Origin of the sequence: Micromonospora sp. CV4, assembly GCF_003667455.1 — a bacterium.
Taxonomy (GTDB): Bacteria; Actinomycetota; Actinomycetes; order Mycobacteriales; family Micromonosporaceae; genus Micromonospora.
Genome location: NZ_RCVI01000242.1, coordinates 20,811 through 37,164, shown reverse-complemented (window position 1 = coordinate 37,164; position 16,354 = coordinate 20,811). Strand labels below are relative to the sequence as shown.

Sequence of the window (16,354 nt, the reverse complement as noted above, 5' to 3'; positions counted from 1 at the left end):
GCGGATCGCGATCGGCTCGACCCGACGTGGAGAATGATCCTGGGGCCACCGGCCCCGTCCCTCGCTCCGCACCGGGTCTTCGTCTCACCGTCAATCCTACTGTGCGCGGAGGACAGAACCACCACTCGGCACCCTCAGCGAGGCGGCTGAGAAGTCCGTAGCCGGCAGAACCCCATCGCCCGCGACTCCCCCCACACGCCAGGGTCCGATCGGACGCGCCGCCCCGGAGCGGGTTGACCCGCGGTCGGGCGGGTCGGGGGTCGCGGCCGGACCGCCCGTGCCGTACGTTTGCGGCGCCCCGGAAGCGGCCTTGATCTTTACGGGCCGGAACCGGGACGATCGACCCGATCGACCCGACACGTGCTCTTTAAGAGGTGACAGATGGGGCTGGACAACGTCGCGGTGCACTGGCCGCGGACCGGCCGCTTCTATGATCCGGTCGCGCCGGCCGAGTTCGTCGACTTCGGCGAGATCGTCGATTTGCCGCGAATCTCCGCGCCCACAGCGGCGCTGGCCGAGCTGATCGCGAAGACCGGCACCGTCCGGGCGACCGCGTACACCGAGCTGGTGGACCTGCTGCTCGGCCTGGAAGGTGTGTTGTACGCCACAGACGCCGCGGCCGAGGACGAGGACCCGGTGATCGACCCGGACGGGTGCGCCTGGATCGCCGGCGGCATCGAGCGGTTCGTCACGGGCCACCGTCCGCACGGCGAGGCGGTGACGTTCGAGTCGGTGAGCACGGTGCTGCGCTCGCTGCTCGGCGACGGCCGACTGGCCGAGCAGCAGCTGCGCTGGCTGGAGAGCCGGCTGGACGCGCTGCGCGACGAGAGCGGCGATCCGCCGCAGTGGAACTTCACCTGCGCCGAGCTGGGCGTGCTGGCGGCGTTCTACCGGCGCTGCGCCGAACGCGGCTTCGCCGTCTACGCCGACGCCTGACCGGCCGACCCGGGGTCGGCGGCGATCCGGTCGTCGCCACCGGGCCGGTTGGCCGCGGTGATCACCTGGGTCAGCACCGCGTGCAGGTGTTGCAGGTCCTCCATTGGCAGCCCGAGCCGCTGCACGATCGCGGCCGGGATCCGCTCGGCCCGGCTGCGCAGGGCGGCACCGCTGGCGGTGAGGGTGACAGCGAGGCTGCGTTCGTCGGTGGCGTCGCGCTCGCGGCGCAGGTAACCGGCCGCTTCGAGTCGCTTGAGCAGGGGTGACAGGGTGCCCGGGTCGAGCTGCAACAGCCGGCTGAGGTCACGGCCGGACAGCGGCGCGTGCTGCCAGAGCGCCAGCATGACGAGATATTGCGGATGGGTGAGGCCCATCGGCTCCAGCAGCGGCCGGTAGACCGCCACGACACTGCGCGCCGCCACCGAGAGGGCGAAGCAGACCTGTTGCTCCAGCGCCAGCGGGTCGACGTCGACCGGTCGTTCGCTCATCGCTTGCCCTCCCCTGACACGGTGACTATCGTACCGATCATTGGTACACCAACTATTGGTACACCAATGCTCTGCTCGGGCGGCCGGGCGGAGCGACGGCGCGCAGAAAGAGGGCGGCAGATGAGCGAGGACGGCGCGACCCCCAGATCCCCGGGCGAGGGCGGCCGGCTCATGCGCTGGGCCTTCCGACACCTCGCTGGCCCCGCCGAGGGCGTGCAGGGCGCGGTGCAGGGCGGCTCCGCCGAGGCCCGCGAGATGTGGAAGCGGGACCTGGAGGAGCGCAAGCGCTACACCCGGGAGCAGCGCGAACGGAAGCGTGCCGCCCGACAGGCCGGCCGGCGGGGCTGAGACGTCCCACTCAGCCGTAGGTGTCCCGCGGCCCCCGGCCGCGTACCCGACGCGGCCCCTTGGACCAGGACGGCGCGGCCGGGCCGTGGATGTGCAGCTTGCGCACCACGTTGTGGCCGACCTCCCGGGCGATCTGCTTGAGCAGCGAACCGGCCAGCAGCCGCAGCTGCGTCGCCCAGGCGGTCGAGCGGGCCTCCACGGTCAGCTCGCCGTTCTCCAGCTTGACCGGCCGGCTGTGCTGGGCGACCTCCGCGCCCACCACCCGCTCCCACGCGCCGAACACCGTGGCCTCGGCCGTCGGCTGCTGCCAGCCGCGCGCCTTCACCAACCGGTTCAGCACCACGCTGAGCGGCTGCGGGTCGCGCGGGTCGGGGCCCGGGCCGGAGTAGCCACGCAGCCGCCGCCCGGAGCCGCCGTCGCCACTCCCGCCACCCCCGGGGGTACGCCGGGCGCGGGCCGCCGCCTGCCGCCCGGACAACGCGGCGTCGAGCACAGCCCGGGCCAGCTCCGGCCCGGTGGCGGCGTCCGGCTGCCCACCACCGTCGCCACCCCCGGTCGCCTCCGACCCCGGGGTACGCGCCGACGCGGCGTCGCCGGCCCGCCGGTCACCGCCGCCGGCGTCGGGACGGTCGGGTCGTGACTCATCCGACACGGCGTACCGTCCCCTCGCCCACCTGGTAGCGGATGCCGCGCAGAGCGGCCGGCACGTCATCGTCCACCGCGCAGGTGACCAGCAGCTGGCTCGCGCCGCCCACCAGCTCCGCCAGCCGCTCCCGGCGACCGGTGTCCAGTTCGGCGAAGACGTCGTCGAGCACCAGCACCGGCTCGATGCCGTCGGCGCGCAGCAGGTCGTACCCGGCCAGTCGCAGCGCCAGCGCGAACGACCAGGACTCGCCGTGGCTGGCGTACCCCTTGGCGGGCAACGGACCGAGGGTCAGCGCCAGCTCGTCCCGGTGCGGACCGACCAGCGTGGTGCCCCGTTCGATCTCGGCGGAGCGGGACGCGGCGAGCGCTGCGGTCAGCGCGGCGGCCAACGCGGCACGGTCGGTGGTCGGCTCGGCCAGCTCGATCGAGGGCCGGTAGGCGATGCCCGCGGCGCCGCGCCCGGCGGCCACCGCGTCGTACGCCTTGGAGACGTGCGGCGTGAGCGCGGCGACCAGCTCCAGCCGGCCGGCCAACAGCTCCGCGCCGTGCTGCGCCAGGTGGGTGTCCCAGACGGCGAGGGTGCCGAGGTCGCCGCCCCGGGACCCGCCGGTCTTGCGGGCCAGGTACGCGGTACGCAGCAGGGCGTTGCGCTGCTTGACCACCCGCTCGTAGTCGGCCCGCACGCCGGCGTACCGGGGCTGCCGGTTGACCAGCAGGTCGTCCAGGTAGCGGCGGCGCTCGGCCGGGTCGCCCCGAACCAGCTCCAGGTCCTCTGGCGCGAAGAGCACCAGTCGCAGGGCGCCCAGCACGTCGCGGGCCCGCCGCGCCGGGGAGCGGCCCAGCCGGGCCCGGTTGGCCCTCCCGGGCACGATCTCCAGCTCGACCAGGAGCTCACGGCCGTCGTGCACCACCGCGCAGCGGATCACCGCCGAGGAGGCGCCCATCCGGACCAGCGGCGCGTCCGTGGCGACCCGGTGCGAGTCCAGGGTCGCCACGTAGCCCAGCGCCTCGACGAGGTTGGTCTTGCCGACGCCGTTGGCGCCGATCAGGACGTTCGCCCCCGGCTGGAGGTCGACGGCGACCCGCTCGTACGAGCGGAAGTCGACCAGTTCCAGCCGGTGGACGTACACAGGGTGTGGATACCGCTCAGCGCTTGTGGACGGCGTGGCCGCCGAACTGCTGGCGCAGCGCGGCGACGGCCTTCATGGCGGGCGAGTCGTCCTGCCGGGAGGCGAACCGGGCGAACAGCGAGGCGGTGATGACGTTCAGCGGCACGGCCAGCCGGACCGCCTCGTCGACCGTCCACCGGCCCTCGCCGGTGTCCTCGGTGTAACCGCTCAGCTCGGCCAGCTCCGGGTCCTCGTCGAGCGCCCGGTCCAGCAGGTCGAGCAGCCAGGAGCGGACCACCGTGCCCTCGCGCCAGGACTTGAACACGCCCGGCACGTTGGTCACCAGCTCGGAGGCGGCCAGCAGCTCGTAGCCCTCGGCGTAGGCGTGCATCAGGCCGTACTCGATGCCGTTGTGCACCATCTTCGAGTAGTGCCCGGCACCGACCGGCCCGGCGTGCACGAAGCCGAACTCGCCCTCGGGCTTGAGCGCCTCGAAGATCGGCATCAGCCGGTCGACGTGCTCCTGGGCGCCGCCGACCATCAGCGCGTAGCCGTTCTGCCGGCCCCACACGCCGCCGGAGACGCCGACGTCCAGGTAGCCGATGCCGCGCTCGTTGAGCCGCTCCGCGCGGGGAGCGTCGTCGCTGAAGCGGGAGTTGCCGCCGTCGATGATGATGTCGCCCTCGCCCAGGACCGCGGCGAGCTCGTCGATGGTCGCGTCCGTGACACCGGCGGGCACCATGACCCAGACCGCGCGCGGAGACTCAAGCTTCTCAGCCAGCCCGGCGAGGGTCGGCACGTCGCTGATCTGCGGGTTGTGGTCGAAGCCGACCACCTCGTGGCCGGCGGCCCGCAACCGCTCGCGCATGTTGCCGCCCATCCGGCCGAGACCTACCAGGCCGAGCTGCATGTGTTCCTACCTCCGTGGATCTGGGTATCGGTGCGCGCGATCAGCGGGACACGCGGATCGGCATGATGAGGTACCGGTACCCCGGAATGACCTCGCCATCCTCGCCGGCGGGTGAGATCACCGCGGGCTTGAAGGCGTCGACGAACGAGAGCATGGCGGTCTGGGAACCCAGGTTGGCCAGGCCGTCGATGAGGTACTGCGGGTTGAACCCGATGGTCAGCGCGTCGCCGGTGAAGGTGGCCTCCATCGCCTCGCTGGCCCGTGCCTCCTCCGAGCCGCCGGCCTCGACCACCAGCCCGTCGGCGCTGAAGCTGAGCAGCACCGGCGTGGTGCGTTCGGCGACCAGCGCGACCCGCTTGACCACCTCGATCAGGGTGCTGACCGGCACCCGGGCCTCGGCGTTGTGGCTGGCCGGGAAGAGCGAGCGCACCGGCGGGTAGTTGGCCCCGTCGAGCAGCCGGCTGGTCGTGCGCCGGGTGCCACCGGCGAGGCCGACCATGCCCTCGCCCGCCGCGCCCTGGGCGAGGGCGAGGGTGACCTCGCCACCCAGCGGGCCGAGCGCCTTGGCGGTGTCGTTCAGGGTGCGGGCCGGCACCAGGGCGTTGATGCTCACCTCGGGGTCGTCCGGCCGCCACTGGATCTCGCGCAACGCCAGCCGGTAACGGTCGGTGGCGAGCATCGACAGGGTGCTGCCGGAGAGCTCGACGCGAACGCCGGTCATCATCGGCAGCGTCTCGTCGCGGCCGGCGGCGATGGCCACCTGCGAGACCGCGGTGGCGAACGCGGCGGCGTCGACCGTGCCGGCGCTCTGCGGCATCTCGGGCAGGGCGGGGTAGTCCTCCACCGGCATGGTGGGCAGGGTGAACCGCGCGCTGCCGCAGACCAGCTCGAGGTGGGCGCCGACGGCGGCGATGTCCACCGGCTTGGCCGGCAGTGCCTTGGTGATCTCGGCGAGCAGGCGACCGGAGACCAGCGCGGCGCCGTCGGCGTCGCCCTGCACCTCGACGGTGACCTGGCTGGAGACCTCGTAGTCGAATCCGGAGACCCGCAGGTTGCCGTCGGTGACGCGGAGCATCACCCCGGCCAGCACCGGTACGGACGGCCGGCTCGGCAGACTCTTCGCGGTCCAGGCCACGGCCTCGGCGAGCGCGTCGCGCTCCACTCGGAACTTCATCAATGCCTCCGCGTCGACGTCAGCGACAACTCTCTCATGCCGACCGCTGCCTACCGTCCCGCCCGACCGTGCGGGTACCCATCGCACTTTAGGGCGCGGGGGCATCGGCTGTGCGCCCGGCCCCATGGATCGTGTCGATGCTGACGGGTTGATCCGGCAGCGTTCGGCCCGATCCACAGAAAGTCCAACGGTGATGATTGGTTTTTGTTCTCTTAGAAGAGATAACTCATCGTCTTCATCGCACCTGTGCAAACTGTGGAGAACCCGGGTCCGCGCAGCTCAGACAGGTTATCCACCGGTGATTTGGCTGTGGAGAACCGGGGGTACAACAGCCTTGTGTGTCCACAGCCCGACCGCAGCGGGCGGTTGTCCACCGTTGTCCACCGGTTGTCCACCGGTAATCCACCGACTTTCTCCCCAAGCCTGTGGATCGTCAAGAAGATCACCATTGGCGTCATCCCCAGAACCTTCAACAGGTCGTACACAGGGCACCGGTCGTCGGTGGACAACCGCGCCGTTGTCCCCAGCCGTCCACAGCGTCGTACACAGGGTTTCTCCACAGCCTGTGGGTAACCGGCGGAGGACGGACCGTAGTTATCCACTGACGGTGGACAACGAGCTGTGGACAACGAGTGAGCATCGAAGCGGTCACGGCGTAGATGCTGTGGTCTGCACCATGTCGAGGGTCAAGTCGGAGACCCGTCAGGAATCAGAAAGAAACGCCCGGCCGGGTCTCCGGCCGGGCGTGTCCCGGTGGCTGCGTGCCGTGGCGACGGCGGGCGTACGCCTCAGGTGTTCTGTTTGATCCGGTTGGTCAGCTCGGCGATCTGGTTGTAGAGCGAGCGCCGCTCGGCCATCTGCTGGCGGATCTTGCGGTCGGCGTGCATGACCGTGGTGTGGTCCCGGCCCCCGAAGGCCTGCCCGATCCGGGGCAGCGACAACTCAGTCAACTCCCGGCACAGGTACATGGCCACCTGGCGGGCGTTGACCAGCACCCGGGAACGGGACTGCCCCCGCAGGTCCTCCAGGCTCACCCCGAAGTAGTCCGCCGTGGAGACCATGATCTGGTCCGCGGTGATCTCCGGGCCGGCGCCGTCCGGGATGAAGTCCCGCAGGACCTCCTCGGCCAGCGACAGCTCGACGGTCGACCGGGTCAGGCTGGCGAACGCGGTCACCCGGATCAGCGCGCCCTCCAGTTCCCGGATCGAGTTCGACACCCGGGAGGCGATGAACTCCAGCACGTCCGGAGGAGCGTAGAGCCGCTCCTGCGCCGCCTTCTTCTGCAGAATCGCGATCCGCGTCTCCAGGTCCGGCGGCTGGATGTCGGCGAGCAGACCCCACTCGAACCGGGTCCGCAGCCGGTCCTCCAGCGTGGCGAGCTGCTTCGGCGACCGGTCCGACGTGATGACGATCTGCTTGTTGGCGTTGTGCAGGGTGTTGAAGGTGTGGAAGAACTCCTCCTGCGTGCGCTCGCGGTTCTCCAGGAACTGGATGTCGTCGATCAACAGGATGTCGACGTCGCGGTAGCGCCGCTGGAACGCACTGGTCTTGTCGTCCCGGAGCGAGTTGATGAAGTCGTTGGTGAACTCCTCGGTCGAGACGTACCGCACCGAGCGGGCGTTGCCGAGCGTCGTGGCGTAGTGCCCGATGGCGTGCAGCAGGTGCGTCTTGCCCAGCCCGGAGCTGCCGTAGATGAACAGCGGGTTGTACGCCTTCGCCGGTGACTCGGCCACCGCCACGCTCGCCGCATGGGCGAACCGGTTGGACGAGCCGATGACGAACGTCTCGAACATGTACTTCGGGTTGAGCCGGTTGCCGCCGGTGTCGGCGCCGGGCAGCCGCCGGTCGTCGCGGCCCCCGTTCCGATGATCCACACCGCTGCGACCCGGACCGCTGTCCGTCCCGCTGTCCCGGGGCAGCGCGCGGATCACGTGCTGGTCCCGCGGGGACGCCGACGCCGCGTCCTCCCGGTAGCGGGGCTCGTAGGGCCGGGTGTCCGGGCCCGGCGGGTCCAGGCGGGCGGCCTGATCGTCGTAGGCGCGTCGCTCCGGCGCCGGCCGGGGCGTCCGCAGCGGCTCCACGAACGCGGCGCTGAACAACGCCTCCTGCCCGTCGCGGCTCGCCGGTATCAGCCCGGACCGGTGCCCGTCGGCGGTCGGCGCGAGCGGCGGACCGGTCGGGGCCGGCGGCGCGGCCTGCTCGGGCGCTCGCGCCGGGTGCTGCTGTTCGGGGATGACCGCGTCGGCCGCCGTCCGGCCGGAGTGCTCGTCGTCGGACGGTCCGGCGTGCGAACCCTCGGCGTCGGTCGGCCCCGGCTCCGGGGCGCTGCGGTAGACGGTGCCGGCCGGGCGGCCGGCGGTGTCCTCGGCCACCCGCACGGTGACCGCGACCTGGATCGGCCGGCCGAGCCGTCGGGTGAGGGCCTCGGTGATCGCCGGGCGCAGCCGTGACTCGATCACGTCGCGGGTGAACGCGTCCGGGACGGAGAGCAGCGCGGTGTCCTCGACGATCGCCCGCAGCCGGGTCAGTCGGAGGTAGGCGCGCTGCTGGGCGGAGATGATCTCGTCGGCGAGCTCGTCGGTCGCCGCTAACCACACCGCGGCAAGGTCGGTCGTACCGGCCACCGTCGTGCCACCCCCTCGCCTCTGCTCCCGGCCGCCGCTGTCTGCCAGCCGGCCATCCCGGGCCCGCCGCGTTCGCGGGTGGAACATCACCCACCCGGACGGTTGACCGGTGGTCGTCCACAGGTTATCCACAGCCTGTGTACCGACCGAATGTGGCCGCCCGTCGGACGCGGGTGGGACCTGCCCCTGCCTGAACGGGCGTTGAAGCGGGTTCACCGTGCCGAACGATTCACTACCGTGTCCGGTCTTGCCTGCGCGCGAGGACCGGAGCCTGAAGACGCCTCACCGCAATCGGGCACGGTAACAGCGTTGTCCCTGCGCCATCAACCGGCGACGCGGCCGGGTCCTTGTCGGCATCAGCGAAAACCGCCCCTTCGGCCCCGGGCGCGTCCCGATCTCCGCCGTCACGAGGTGTTTGACGGTCATTGCACCCCTGCGTAGGCTGGAGCGGCTGCTCTCTCGCCCTCTGCTAGGGTGATGGGTGCTTGCTGTCCGCGGTCGCATCCCCCGCATCGCCGAGGTCCCGCTCCGCCGGGCAGCACCGATCGGTGGCCACCGTAGCGGTGGCCTGGACCACCCCAAGACCCCGGCGATCCCGTCGCCCGGGGCGCGTACGAAAACGGAGAGCCTGACGTGAGCAAGCGCACCTACCAGCCGAACAACCGCCGGCGCGCGAAGACCCACGGCTTCCGGCTGCGCATGCGCACCCGTGCCGGCCGTGCCATCCTCTCGAGCCGCCGCGCCAAGGGTCGCACCACCCTGTCGGCCTGAGCCGACCGGGCCGGTCCGGGGGACGTGGGCAGTCGTGCTGGCCGCCGCACAGCGACTGCGGCGCAGCACTGACTTCGCCGCAGCGGTTCGCGGTGGCCGACGCGCCGGACGAGGCGCCGTCGTGGTTCACCTGACCGTGCCGGCGACCGCCAACCCCAGCACACCGACCTCGCCGGAGCCGGCGCGGGACACCGGCGTGGAGCAGTCCTCCACGCCGGCCCGCGCCGGCTTCGTCGTGTCCAAGGCCGTGGGCAACGCCGTGGTCCGCAACCGGGTCCGGCGTCGGCTTCGGGCGCTGGTCCGGGAGCGGCTGGCCGTGCTGCCCGCCGGCAGCACGCTGGTCGTCCGAGCGCTTCCCGCCGCCGCCGAGGCGTCGTACCCCCGACTCGCCGCGGACCTGGACGCCGCCATCGTCGTGGCTCGGTCACCCCGTGAGCGGAGGTCCCGATGACCACGGAGCCGACTGCCCCCCGCCCCTCAACCGGTGCCAGGGTGCTGATCGCGCCCATCATCGCGTACCGTCGGTGGATAAGTCCGGCACTGCCGGCCCGCTGTCGGTTCTACCCGTCGTGCAGTGCGTACGCCCAGGAGGCGGTGGCCCGGCACGGCGCGCTCCGGGGAGCCGCGCTGGCGGTCCGGCGGCTGTTGCGCTGCCACCCCTTCCACCCTGGTGGACATGACCCGGTGCCGGAGCCGGGCGGTCGCCGCCGTGCCGATGTGACTGGAGCACCGAATTGAGTCTCGACTGGATCTACTTCGCGATTTCGTGGATCCTGCTGACCTGGCACTCCGCCTGGGACGCCATCGGGGTGCCCGTCAACGCGGTGATCGGCACCAACTTCGCCTGGATCCTGGCCATCGTCTTCCTGGTTGTCACGGTCCGGGTGATCCTGTTCCCGGTCTTCGTCAAGCAGATCAAGTCGCAGCGGGCGATGCAGGCGCTCCAGCCCAAGGTCAAGGAGCTGCAGGAGAAGCACAAGGGTGACCGGGAGACGCTCCAGAAGGAGATGATGGAGCTCTACCGGAAGGAAAAGGCCAACCCGCTGATGGGCTGCCTTCCGATGTTCCTCCAGATCCCCGTCTTCCTCGGCCTCTTCCACGTGCTGCGCCGCCTCGACCCGGCCAAGCAGAGCAAGACCCTCTACGGCTGGACGGCCGACCAGTTCGAGAGCGCCTCGCAGGCGAAGCTCTTCACCGCTCCGATCGCCGGCAAGTTCGGGTCCACCGCCGACGAGCTGGCCCGCCTGGGCGCCAACGGCACCACGGTCAAGGTCATCGCCGGCATCCTGGTCCTGATCATGATCGGCACCACCTACCTGACCAGCCGTCAGATGATCCTCAAGACCGGCTGGGCGGAGGACCCGCAGCAGCGGATGATCCAGCGGCTGATGCTCTACGGCATCCCCGCGTCACTGCTGATCTCCGGTGCGATCTTCCCCATCGGCGTGATCATCTACTGGGTCACCAACAACCTCTTCACCCTCGGCCAGCAGCAGTGGGTGCTCCGCAAGTTCCCGCCGCCGGTCACCGCCAAGAAGGCCGCCACCCCCGCCACCCGTAACCCGGTGCAGCCCGCCAAGACGGGCGGCCTGTTCGGGCGCGGCAAGTCGGCCCCGCCGGCGCCGGTCAAGGCGACCGCGCCCAAGGTCGCCGGGCCGAAGCCGGGCGCCAAGCCGGTGAACCCCAAGAAGAGCCGCCCCGCCAAGCGGCAGGGCTGACCTCCGGGCCGTCGTCGGGCGACCGACGACGGCCCGTTCCGCACCGCGCAGCCGCCGTACGGCCGGCGCCGGACGGAACCGACCGCGCGCGACGCGGCCACGGGCGACACTGCCCGTACAGACGTGCCCGTGGGCACCGGCGACCTCCCGCCGGCCCCGGGAAACCAGCGGACCCGACGGTCCGGCCGAGCGAGTACGGAGATGAGACCGTGACCGAGACCAGCATCCCCCGCGCCGAGCAGTCCCTGGACGAGGAGGAGACCGCGCCGCTCGCGGTGGACGACGAGATCGAGGCCGACGACACGGAGGCCGACGACGACACCGAGGCACCCGCCGGCGCTCGGGAGAAGAAGAGCGCGGGCGAGGGCGAACTCTTCCGGCAGAGCGAGATCGCGGCGGACTACGTCGAAGGGTTGCTCGACATCCTCGACTACGACGGAGACATCGACGAGCTGGTTGCCGGCGGCCGGCCGGTGGTCGAGGTGGTCGGCGCTCGGCTGCAGAACCTGGTCGGTCAGCGCGGAGCCACCCTGGAGGCGCTCCAGGAGCTGACCCGTCTCGCGGTCTTCCGGGCGACCGGCACGCCGAGCCGCCTGCTGCTGGACGTCGGCGGCTACCGCGCGAACCGCCGCAAGGAACTCGCCGCGGTGGCCAAGAACGCGGTCGAGAAGGTCAAGGAGTTCGGCGAGCCGGTCCGGCTGGAGCCGATGTCCGCGTTCGAGCGCAAGTGCGTCCACGACGTGGTCAACGCCATGTCCGGCGTGGTGAGCGAGTCTGAGGGCGTCGAGCCGAGCCGGCGCATCGTCGTACGGCCGGCGGACTGACCGGGTGACCCACGACGACACCACGGCTGACGCCGTGTCCGGCCCGGGCGGCACGCCGCCCGGGCCGTCCGCTGTCCGCCTCGACACCTCGGGCACGGAGACCGATCGGACACCGGACGGTGGCGGTACGCCCGCACCCTCCGACGCGGAGCTGCCGGCCGAGCTGGCCCCGGCCGCCCTGACCCTCTTCGGCGATCGGCTCGACGTGGCCGCCGCGTACGCCGAGCTGCTGGCCACCGACGGGGTGGTCCGCGGTCTGATCGGCCCCCGGGAGGCGCCCCGGATCTGGGACCGGCACCTGCTCAACTGCGCCGCGGTCGCGGAGCGGATCCCCGCCGACGCGACCGTGCTCGACGTCGGCTCCGGCGCCGGTCTGCCCGGTCTGGTCCTGGCCATCGCGCGCCCCGACCTGACGGTGACCCTGATCGAGCCACTCGCCCGCCGCACGTCGTTCCTGATCGAGGTGGTCGAGCGTCTCGGCCTGACCAGATCGGTGCGGGTGTTCCGGGGGCGGGCCGACGAGGCGGCCAGCGGGTCGAGCGGCCGGGAACCCATCAGCGGGGACGTGGTGACCGCCCGCGCCGTGGCGCCACTGGATCGGCTGGCGACCTGGAGCCTGCCCCTGGCGGTGCGCGGCGGGCGGCTGCTGGCGCTCAAGGGCGCGTCCGCCGCCGAGGAGATCAACGAGCACGCCGCGGTGGTGGAGCGGCTCGGCGGCGGAGAGCCCACCGTGCGTCTCTGCGGCGTCGGGGTGATCGATCCACCCACCACCATCGTGGAGATCGTGCGCGAGCGGATGGTGGGTCCGGCCCGCCCGGCCGCCAGCAAGCGCTCCCGGGGCGGGCGGCCACGCCGCCGTTGACGCTTCGCGCCATCGGGCGTCCGGCCGGTGGGTTGTCTCGTTGTACCGGTACGGATGGAACGAGGGGATGAGAACCCGACGTGGACCGGCCACGCCCGTCCGCCGTAGGCTGACCGCGCGTCGATAGTGTGGAGCGGGCGACGGACGTCGCGGGCCTCCGACCGCTCCCGAGGGGCCGTACGCTCCGGGGGTGCGAGCGCGGGTGCGGCCAAGTTGACCGGGGCGCGGACCGACCATCCGAAGCGGGTAGGGATGACAGGTGCATGACGACGGCAGGTACGACGATCCACGCGTGACCGGGTCAACCAGCGACCCTGTTTCACGTGAAACCGACTACCCGAGCTGGTCGCCCGGCGCTTCCGGGCCTTCGCCCCAGCCGGCGGACGACGATCCGCAGGTGTCGCGCGACGAACCCACGGGCCAGCCGGCAGGACCCGACGCCACGGAACCGGCGGCTGTCCGTCGGGGACCGGATGCGGTGGTGACCCGACCGGTCAACGCCGCAGACGTACGGCCGGCCACGGGCCGGCGGAACACGGTGGCGGCGGTCCGCTTCGAGCCGGCGGTTCCGCACCAACCAACCGCGGCGGTGGCTCGGGACTCGGCGCCGGTGGTTGCCGATGTGCCGGTCGCGTCCGCCGAGTCGCTGGCCGCCGTGTCGGCCGACCCCACGTACGTTTCACGTGAAACCCCGACGCGCGAAGAGGATGACCCACCGTTGGCTATGGAGGCGATGCGCGCCGTGCAGATCCTGAATCCCAGTGGCGAGGTGACCATGCCTCGGCCGGACCGGACCCGGGTCATGTGCGTCGCGAACCAGAAGGGCGGCGTGGGTAAGACCACGACCACGGTCAACCTTGCGGTGGCGCTCGCCCTGCATGGCAACCGGGTGCTCGTGGTGGACCTCGACCCGCAGGGCAATGCCTCGACCGGTCTCAACGTCCCGCACCACACCGGCATCCCCGACGTGTACGACTGCCTGATCAACAGCGTGCCGCTGGCTGAGGTGGCGCAGGCGGTCGAGGGCATCCCCAACCTGTGGTGCGTACCCGCGACGATCGACCTTGCCGGCGCGGAGATCGAACTGGTGTCGGTGGTGGCGCGGGAGTCGCGCCTCGACCGGGCCATCGCCGCGTACCCCGGACAGTTCGACTACGTCTTCATCGACTGCCCGCCCTCGCTCGGCCTGCTCACGGTCAACGCCCTGGTCGCCGCCCAGGAGGTGCTGATCCCGATCCAGTGCGAGTACTACGCCCTGGAAGGGCTTAACCAGCTGATCAACAACATCAACCTGGTGCGGCAACACCTCAACCCCAAGCTCGACGTCTCGACCATCCTGCTGACCATGTACGACCGCCGTACCCGGCTGGCCGACGCCGTCGAGCAGGACGTCCGGAACCACTTCGGCGACAAGGTGCTCCAGGCGGTCATCCCCCGGAATGTGCGGGTCTCCGAGGCACCCAGTTACGGCCAGTCGGTGATGACCTACGATCCCGGTTCGCGGGGCGCCACGAGCTACTTCGAGGCGGCCCAGGAAATCGCCGAGCGGGGCGTCAAGGAGCCGGTGGGCCGGAATGCGTAGTGCGGACGATTCGCTGGGAGGCGTGGCATGAAGAACCGTCCTCGGGGCGGTCTGGGTCGGGGCCTGGGGGCGCTCATCCCGACCGGGCCGGTGCCGGGTGCTGCGGGCACCCTGACGGACGAGCCGGAGAACGGGCACGTGGAGGACGAGTCGGTCGCGGCCGTATCGGCGGCGCCCGCCGGTCCGCCGGCCCGCGAGACGGAGCCCACGCTCAGCCCAGTGCCGGGCGCTCGATTTGCCGAGATCCCGGTCGACGCGATCGTGCCGAACCCGAAGCAGCCCCGCCAGGTCTTCGATGAGGAGGCGCTGGAGGAGCTGAAGACGTCCATCCAGGAGGTCGGCTTCCTTCAGCCCATCGTCGTCCGGCAGCTCGACGACGAGAAGTACGAGCTGGTGATGGGCGAGCGGCGGTGGCGGGCCGCCCAGGCGGTGGGACGGGAGAGCATTCCGGCGATCGTCCGGGACACCCGCGACGACGCCATGCTCCGGGACGCGCTGCTGGAGAACATCCACCGGGCCAACCTGAACCCGCTGGAAGAGGCCGCCGCGTACCAGCAGCTGCTGGAGGAGTTCGGTGCCACCCACGAGGAGTTGGCCCGCCGGATCGGTCGGAGCCGGCCGCAGATCTCCAACACCATTCGGCTGCTGAACCTGCCGGCGCAGGTGCAGCGGCGAGTGGCGGCGGGGATCCTGTCCGCTGGGCACGCCCGGGCCCTGCTGAGCCTCGACGAGTCGGAGGCGCAGGAACAGTTGGCGCTGCGGATCGTGGCCGAAGGGCTGTCGGTCCGGGCGACCGAGGAGATCGTGGCTCTGACGCTGAACGACGGACCGGCGAAGGGTCAGGCCGCGAAGCGGCGACCGAAACCCCACGCGCCCGCCCTGACGGACCTCGCCGACCGGTTGTCCGATCGGTTCGACACCCGGGTGAAGGTGGACATCGGCCGGAGCAAGGGCAAGATCACCATCGAGTTCGCGACGGTGGACGACCTGGAGCGCATCGTCGGCATCATCGGAGTGCAGCAGGAGGAGGCCGGGGACTGATCGCCCCTTCCTCTTGCGGCCGCGCTTCCTCTCGGGGTGGCGCGGCCGTTCTGCATCGCGCCAACGTTCCACCGCGCTGTTTCACGTGAAACGGATGCGATCTGGGCCCCGTAGTACGCGTCTCCGGGCGGTGCCGACGACGGCCGCTGTCATACGAGGCTTCCGACGGCAGTTGCTGTGTTCGGTCTGGGGTCGAGCCTGCTTTGCGTGCTGTCGGTTTCACGTGAAACACGGTGGCGGGTGTTGTGGTCGCACGGCTCGCCCTGGCAACGGTGACGGAAGGCCTCTCACGCCCGCTCAGCCGTCCGCTGCGGCGTCGTACGCCTCGCGCGGTGGTCTTGGTCGGGTGGCGCCTGATCTCCCGGTCTTGACCGTCTGCTGACCGACGGCTCCCCGCATCGACTGCGAGCCGAATCTGATCGGCTCGCAGTGCGAGGGCTGAGCCGTGCTGGGACGCCTCATTCGGGCGGCCTCGCGCCCACCGGCGGCCACTCTCATTCCGGGTTGTGCTGCATCGGCGGTTGGGACGGCGGCCCGTGCGCTCGGGTCTCAGATGCCGCGCCTGCGCGCCCGCGTCTCCGAGCCCATGTCTCTGCCCCCGTACGGCGGACCGTGGGCTGGCGAGTCCGTAGGCCCTGCGTGCAGGGCCCGGTGACGGCCCCGGACGCGTGTCGTTGTGCCCCGCGCTGCTGCGCCCCCTCGCCGCAACCGCGCTCCGTCTCGCCGCCCACCGCTCTGGTCCTCGCTCCTGACTCACGGCTCGCTTCGAGTTCGCGCCTCGCTCCGGAGCTCGCGCCCGACTTCGCGTCCCCTCCGGCTCACGCCTTCCGCCCGGCCCTGCCTTGCGCTTGCGTCCGCCCCTGCTTTGCGCCTGCGTTCGGCCCCGCTCGCGTCCACGTCCGCCGCGGTGGCTGCCAGAGCTGTGCCGGAGGCACCGCGCACCGGCGCCGCGTCCCGCGCCGCTAGCGCCGCACGCCGGATCCGGCCACCCACTCGCCTGGGTCTTTCATTCGTGATCCCCGTCCCGGTGCCCGAGCCGGGCTTGGCTGAGAGCCGCCGGCCCGCGCCCGAGGCGAGGGGCGGTCGGGCGGCGGTCGTGCGCGTCCTCCGCCCGCTCTGCCCCGACGCGGAATGTGTGAGGGCCAAGATCTGAACAACTTCAGGGGTATTGCTGTCTCCGGCGCTCGCAAGACGACAACATCCCTGAAACTGCTGCCTCGACCGTGACGTGAGCGGGCGGGCGCATCGAGGGCGTGGAGGCGGGGCCGGCGGGCAGCGCACAGATCCGCTTCGACTCGATCTGCCCTGGGCGCGAGGCACCA

Annotated in this window: 16 protein-coding genes; 10 read left to right on the top strand and 6 right to left on the bottom strand. The window is 71.5% G+C overall.

Annotated features, from left to right (window positions below; all coding sequences use genetic code 11):
• The first annotated feature begins 381 nt into the window (after window positions 1-381).
• Complete coding sequence (locus tag EAD98_RS12250; RefSeq protein ID WP_121654177.1) at window positions 382-936, top strand: hypothetical protein; 555 nt, start codon at window positions 382-384, stop codon at window positions 934-936.
• On the opposite strand, the gene EAD98_RS12245 is transcribed toward EAD98_RS12250, so the two are convergent.
• Entirely contained in the window at window positions 921-1,424 is a 504-nt protein-coding gene (locus EAD98_RS12245; RefSeq protein ID WP_121654176.1) for a MarR family winged helix-turn-helix transcriptional regulator, read from the bottom strand. The genes EAD98_RS12250 and EAD98_RS12245 overlap by 16 nt on opposite strands.
• Before the next feature lie 120 nt (window positions 1,425-1,544).
• Here EAD98_RS12245 and EAD98_RS12240 point away from each other — a divergent pair, with 120 nt between their 5' ends.
• Window positions 1,545-1,772, top strand: a complete 228-nt coding sequence (locus EAD98_RS12240; protein WP_121654175.1) for a hypothetical protein — start codon at window positions 1,545-1,547, stop codon at window positions 1,770-1,772.
• Between the two features lie 10 nt (window positions 1,773-1,782).
• Here EAD98_RS12240 and EAD98_RS12235 read toward each other — a convergent pair whose 3' ends face one another.
• The 5 genes from EAD98_RS12235 to dnaA form a co-directional block, all read right to left on the bottom strand.
• Entirely contained in the window at window positions 1,783-2,424 is a 642-nt protein-coding gene (locus tag EAD98_RS12235) for a DUF721 domain-containing protein (protein WP_121654174.1), read from the bottom strand.
• On the bottom strand, window positions 2,414-3,547 hold the full coding sequence (recF, locus tag EAD98_RS12230; protein WP_121654173.1) for a DNA replication/repair protein RecF: 1,134 nt from the start codon (window positions 3,545-3,547) through the stop codon (window positions 2,414-2,416). The genes EAD98_RS12235 and recF overlap by 11 nt, the downstream gene beginning before the upstream one ends.
• 16 nt (window positions 3,548-3,563) lie before the next feature.
• Entirely contained in the window at window positions 3,564-4,436 is an 873-nt protein-coding gene (gene gnd, locus EAD98_RS12225; protein WP_121654172.1) for a phosphogluconate dehydrogenase (NAD(+)-dependent, decarboxylating), read from the bottom strand.
• A gap of 40 nt (window positions 4,437-4,476) precedes the next feature.
• Window positions 4,477-5,610, bottom strand: coding sequence for a DNA polymerase III subunit beta (gene dnaN / locus EAD98_RS12220; protein WP_121654171.1), 1,134 nt, complete (start codon window positions 5,608-5,610; stop codon window positions 4,477-4,479).
• Window positions 5,611-6,398: 788 nt separating this feature from the next.
• On the bottom strand, window positions 6,399-8,234 hold the full coding sequence (dnaA, locus tag EAD98_RS12215) for a chromosomal replication initiator protein DnaA (protein ID WP_121654170.1): 1,836 nt from the start codon (window positions 8,232-8,234) through the stop codon (window positions 6,399-6,401).
• A gap of 633 nt (window positions 8,235-8,867) precedes the next feature.
• Here dnaA and rpmH point away from each other — a divergent pair.
• From rpmH to EAD98_RS12175, 8 genes are all read left to right on the top strand, one after another.
• Window positions 8,868-9,005, top strand: coding sequence for a 50S ribosomal protein L34 (rpmH, locus tag EAD98_RS12210; RefSeq protein ID WP_007453904.1), 138 nt, complete (start codon window positions 8,868-8,870; stop codon window positions 9,003-9,005).
• 34 nt (window positions 9,006-9,039) lie between these two features.
• A complete protein-coding gene (gene rnpA / locus EAD98_RS12205) occupies window positions 9,040-9,456 on the top strand; it encodes a ribonuclease P protein component (protein ID WP_121654169.1) in 417 nt (138 codons plus the stop codon).
• Entirely contained in the window at window positions 9,453-9,743 is a 291-nt protein-coding gene (gene yidD / locus EAD98_RS12200) for a membrane protein insertion efficiency factor YidD (protein WP_121654168.1), read from the top strand. Before rnpA ends, yidD begins: the two co-directional genes overlap by 4 nt.
• Window positions 9,740-10,723 (top strand): membrane protein insertase YidC, encoded by a 984-nt coding sequence (gene yidC, locus EAD98_RS12195; protein WP_121654167.1) that lies wholly within the window; start codon window positions 9,740-9,742, stop codon window positions 10,721-10,723. The genes yidD and yidC overlap by 4 nt, the downstream gene beginning before the upstream one ends.
• Before the next feature lie 209 nt (window positions 10,724-10,932).
• Window positions 10,933-11,547, top strand: a complete 615-nt coding sequence (locus EAD98_RS12190; RefSeq protein WP_121654166.1) for a R3H domain-containing nucleic acid-binding protein — start codon at window positions 10,933-10,935, stop codon at window positions 11,545-11,547.
• 151 nt (window positions 11,548-11,698) lie between these two features.
• A complete protein-coding gene (gene rsmG, locus EAD98_RS12185; protein ID WP_233583805.1) occupies window positions 11,699-12,409 on the top strand; it encodes a 16S rRNA (guanine(527)-N(7))-methyltransferase RsmG in 711 nt (236 codons plus the stop codon).
• A 259-nt stretch (window positions 12,410-12,668) separates the two neighbouring features.
• Window positions 12,669-13,991, top strand: a complete 1,323-nt coding sequence (locus EAD98_RS31825; RefSeq protein ID WP_121654164.1) for an AAA family ATPase — start codon at window positions 12,669-12,671, stop codon at window positions 13,989-13,991.
• A 27-nt stretch (window positions 13,992-14,018) separates the two neighbouring features.
• The gene (locus EAD98_RS12175) at window positions 14,019-15,032 is read left to right on the top strand and encodes a ParB/RepB/Spo0J family partition protein (RefSeq protein WP_121654163.1); all 1,014 of its coding nucleotides are present in this window, start codon (window positions 14,019-14,021) and stop codon (window positions 15,030-15,032) included.
• The last annotated feature ends 1,322 nt before the right edge of the window (window positions 15,033-16,354 follow it).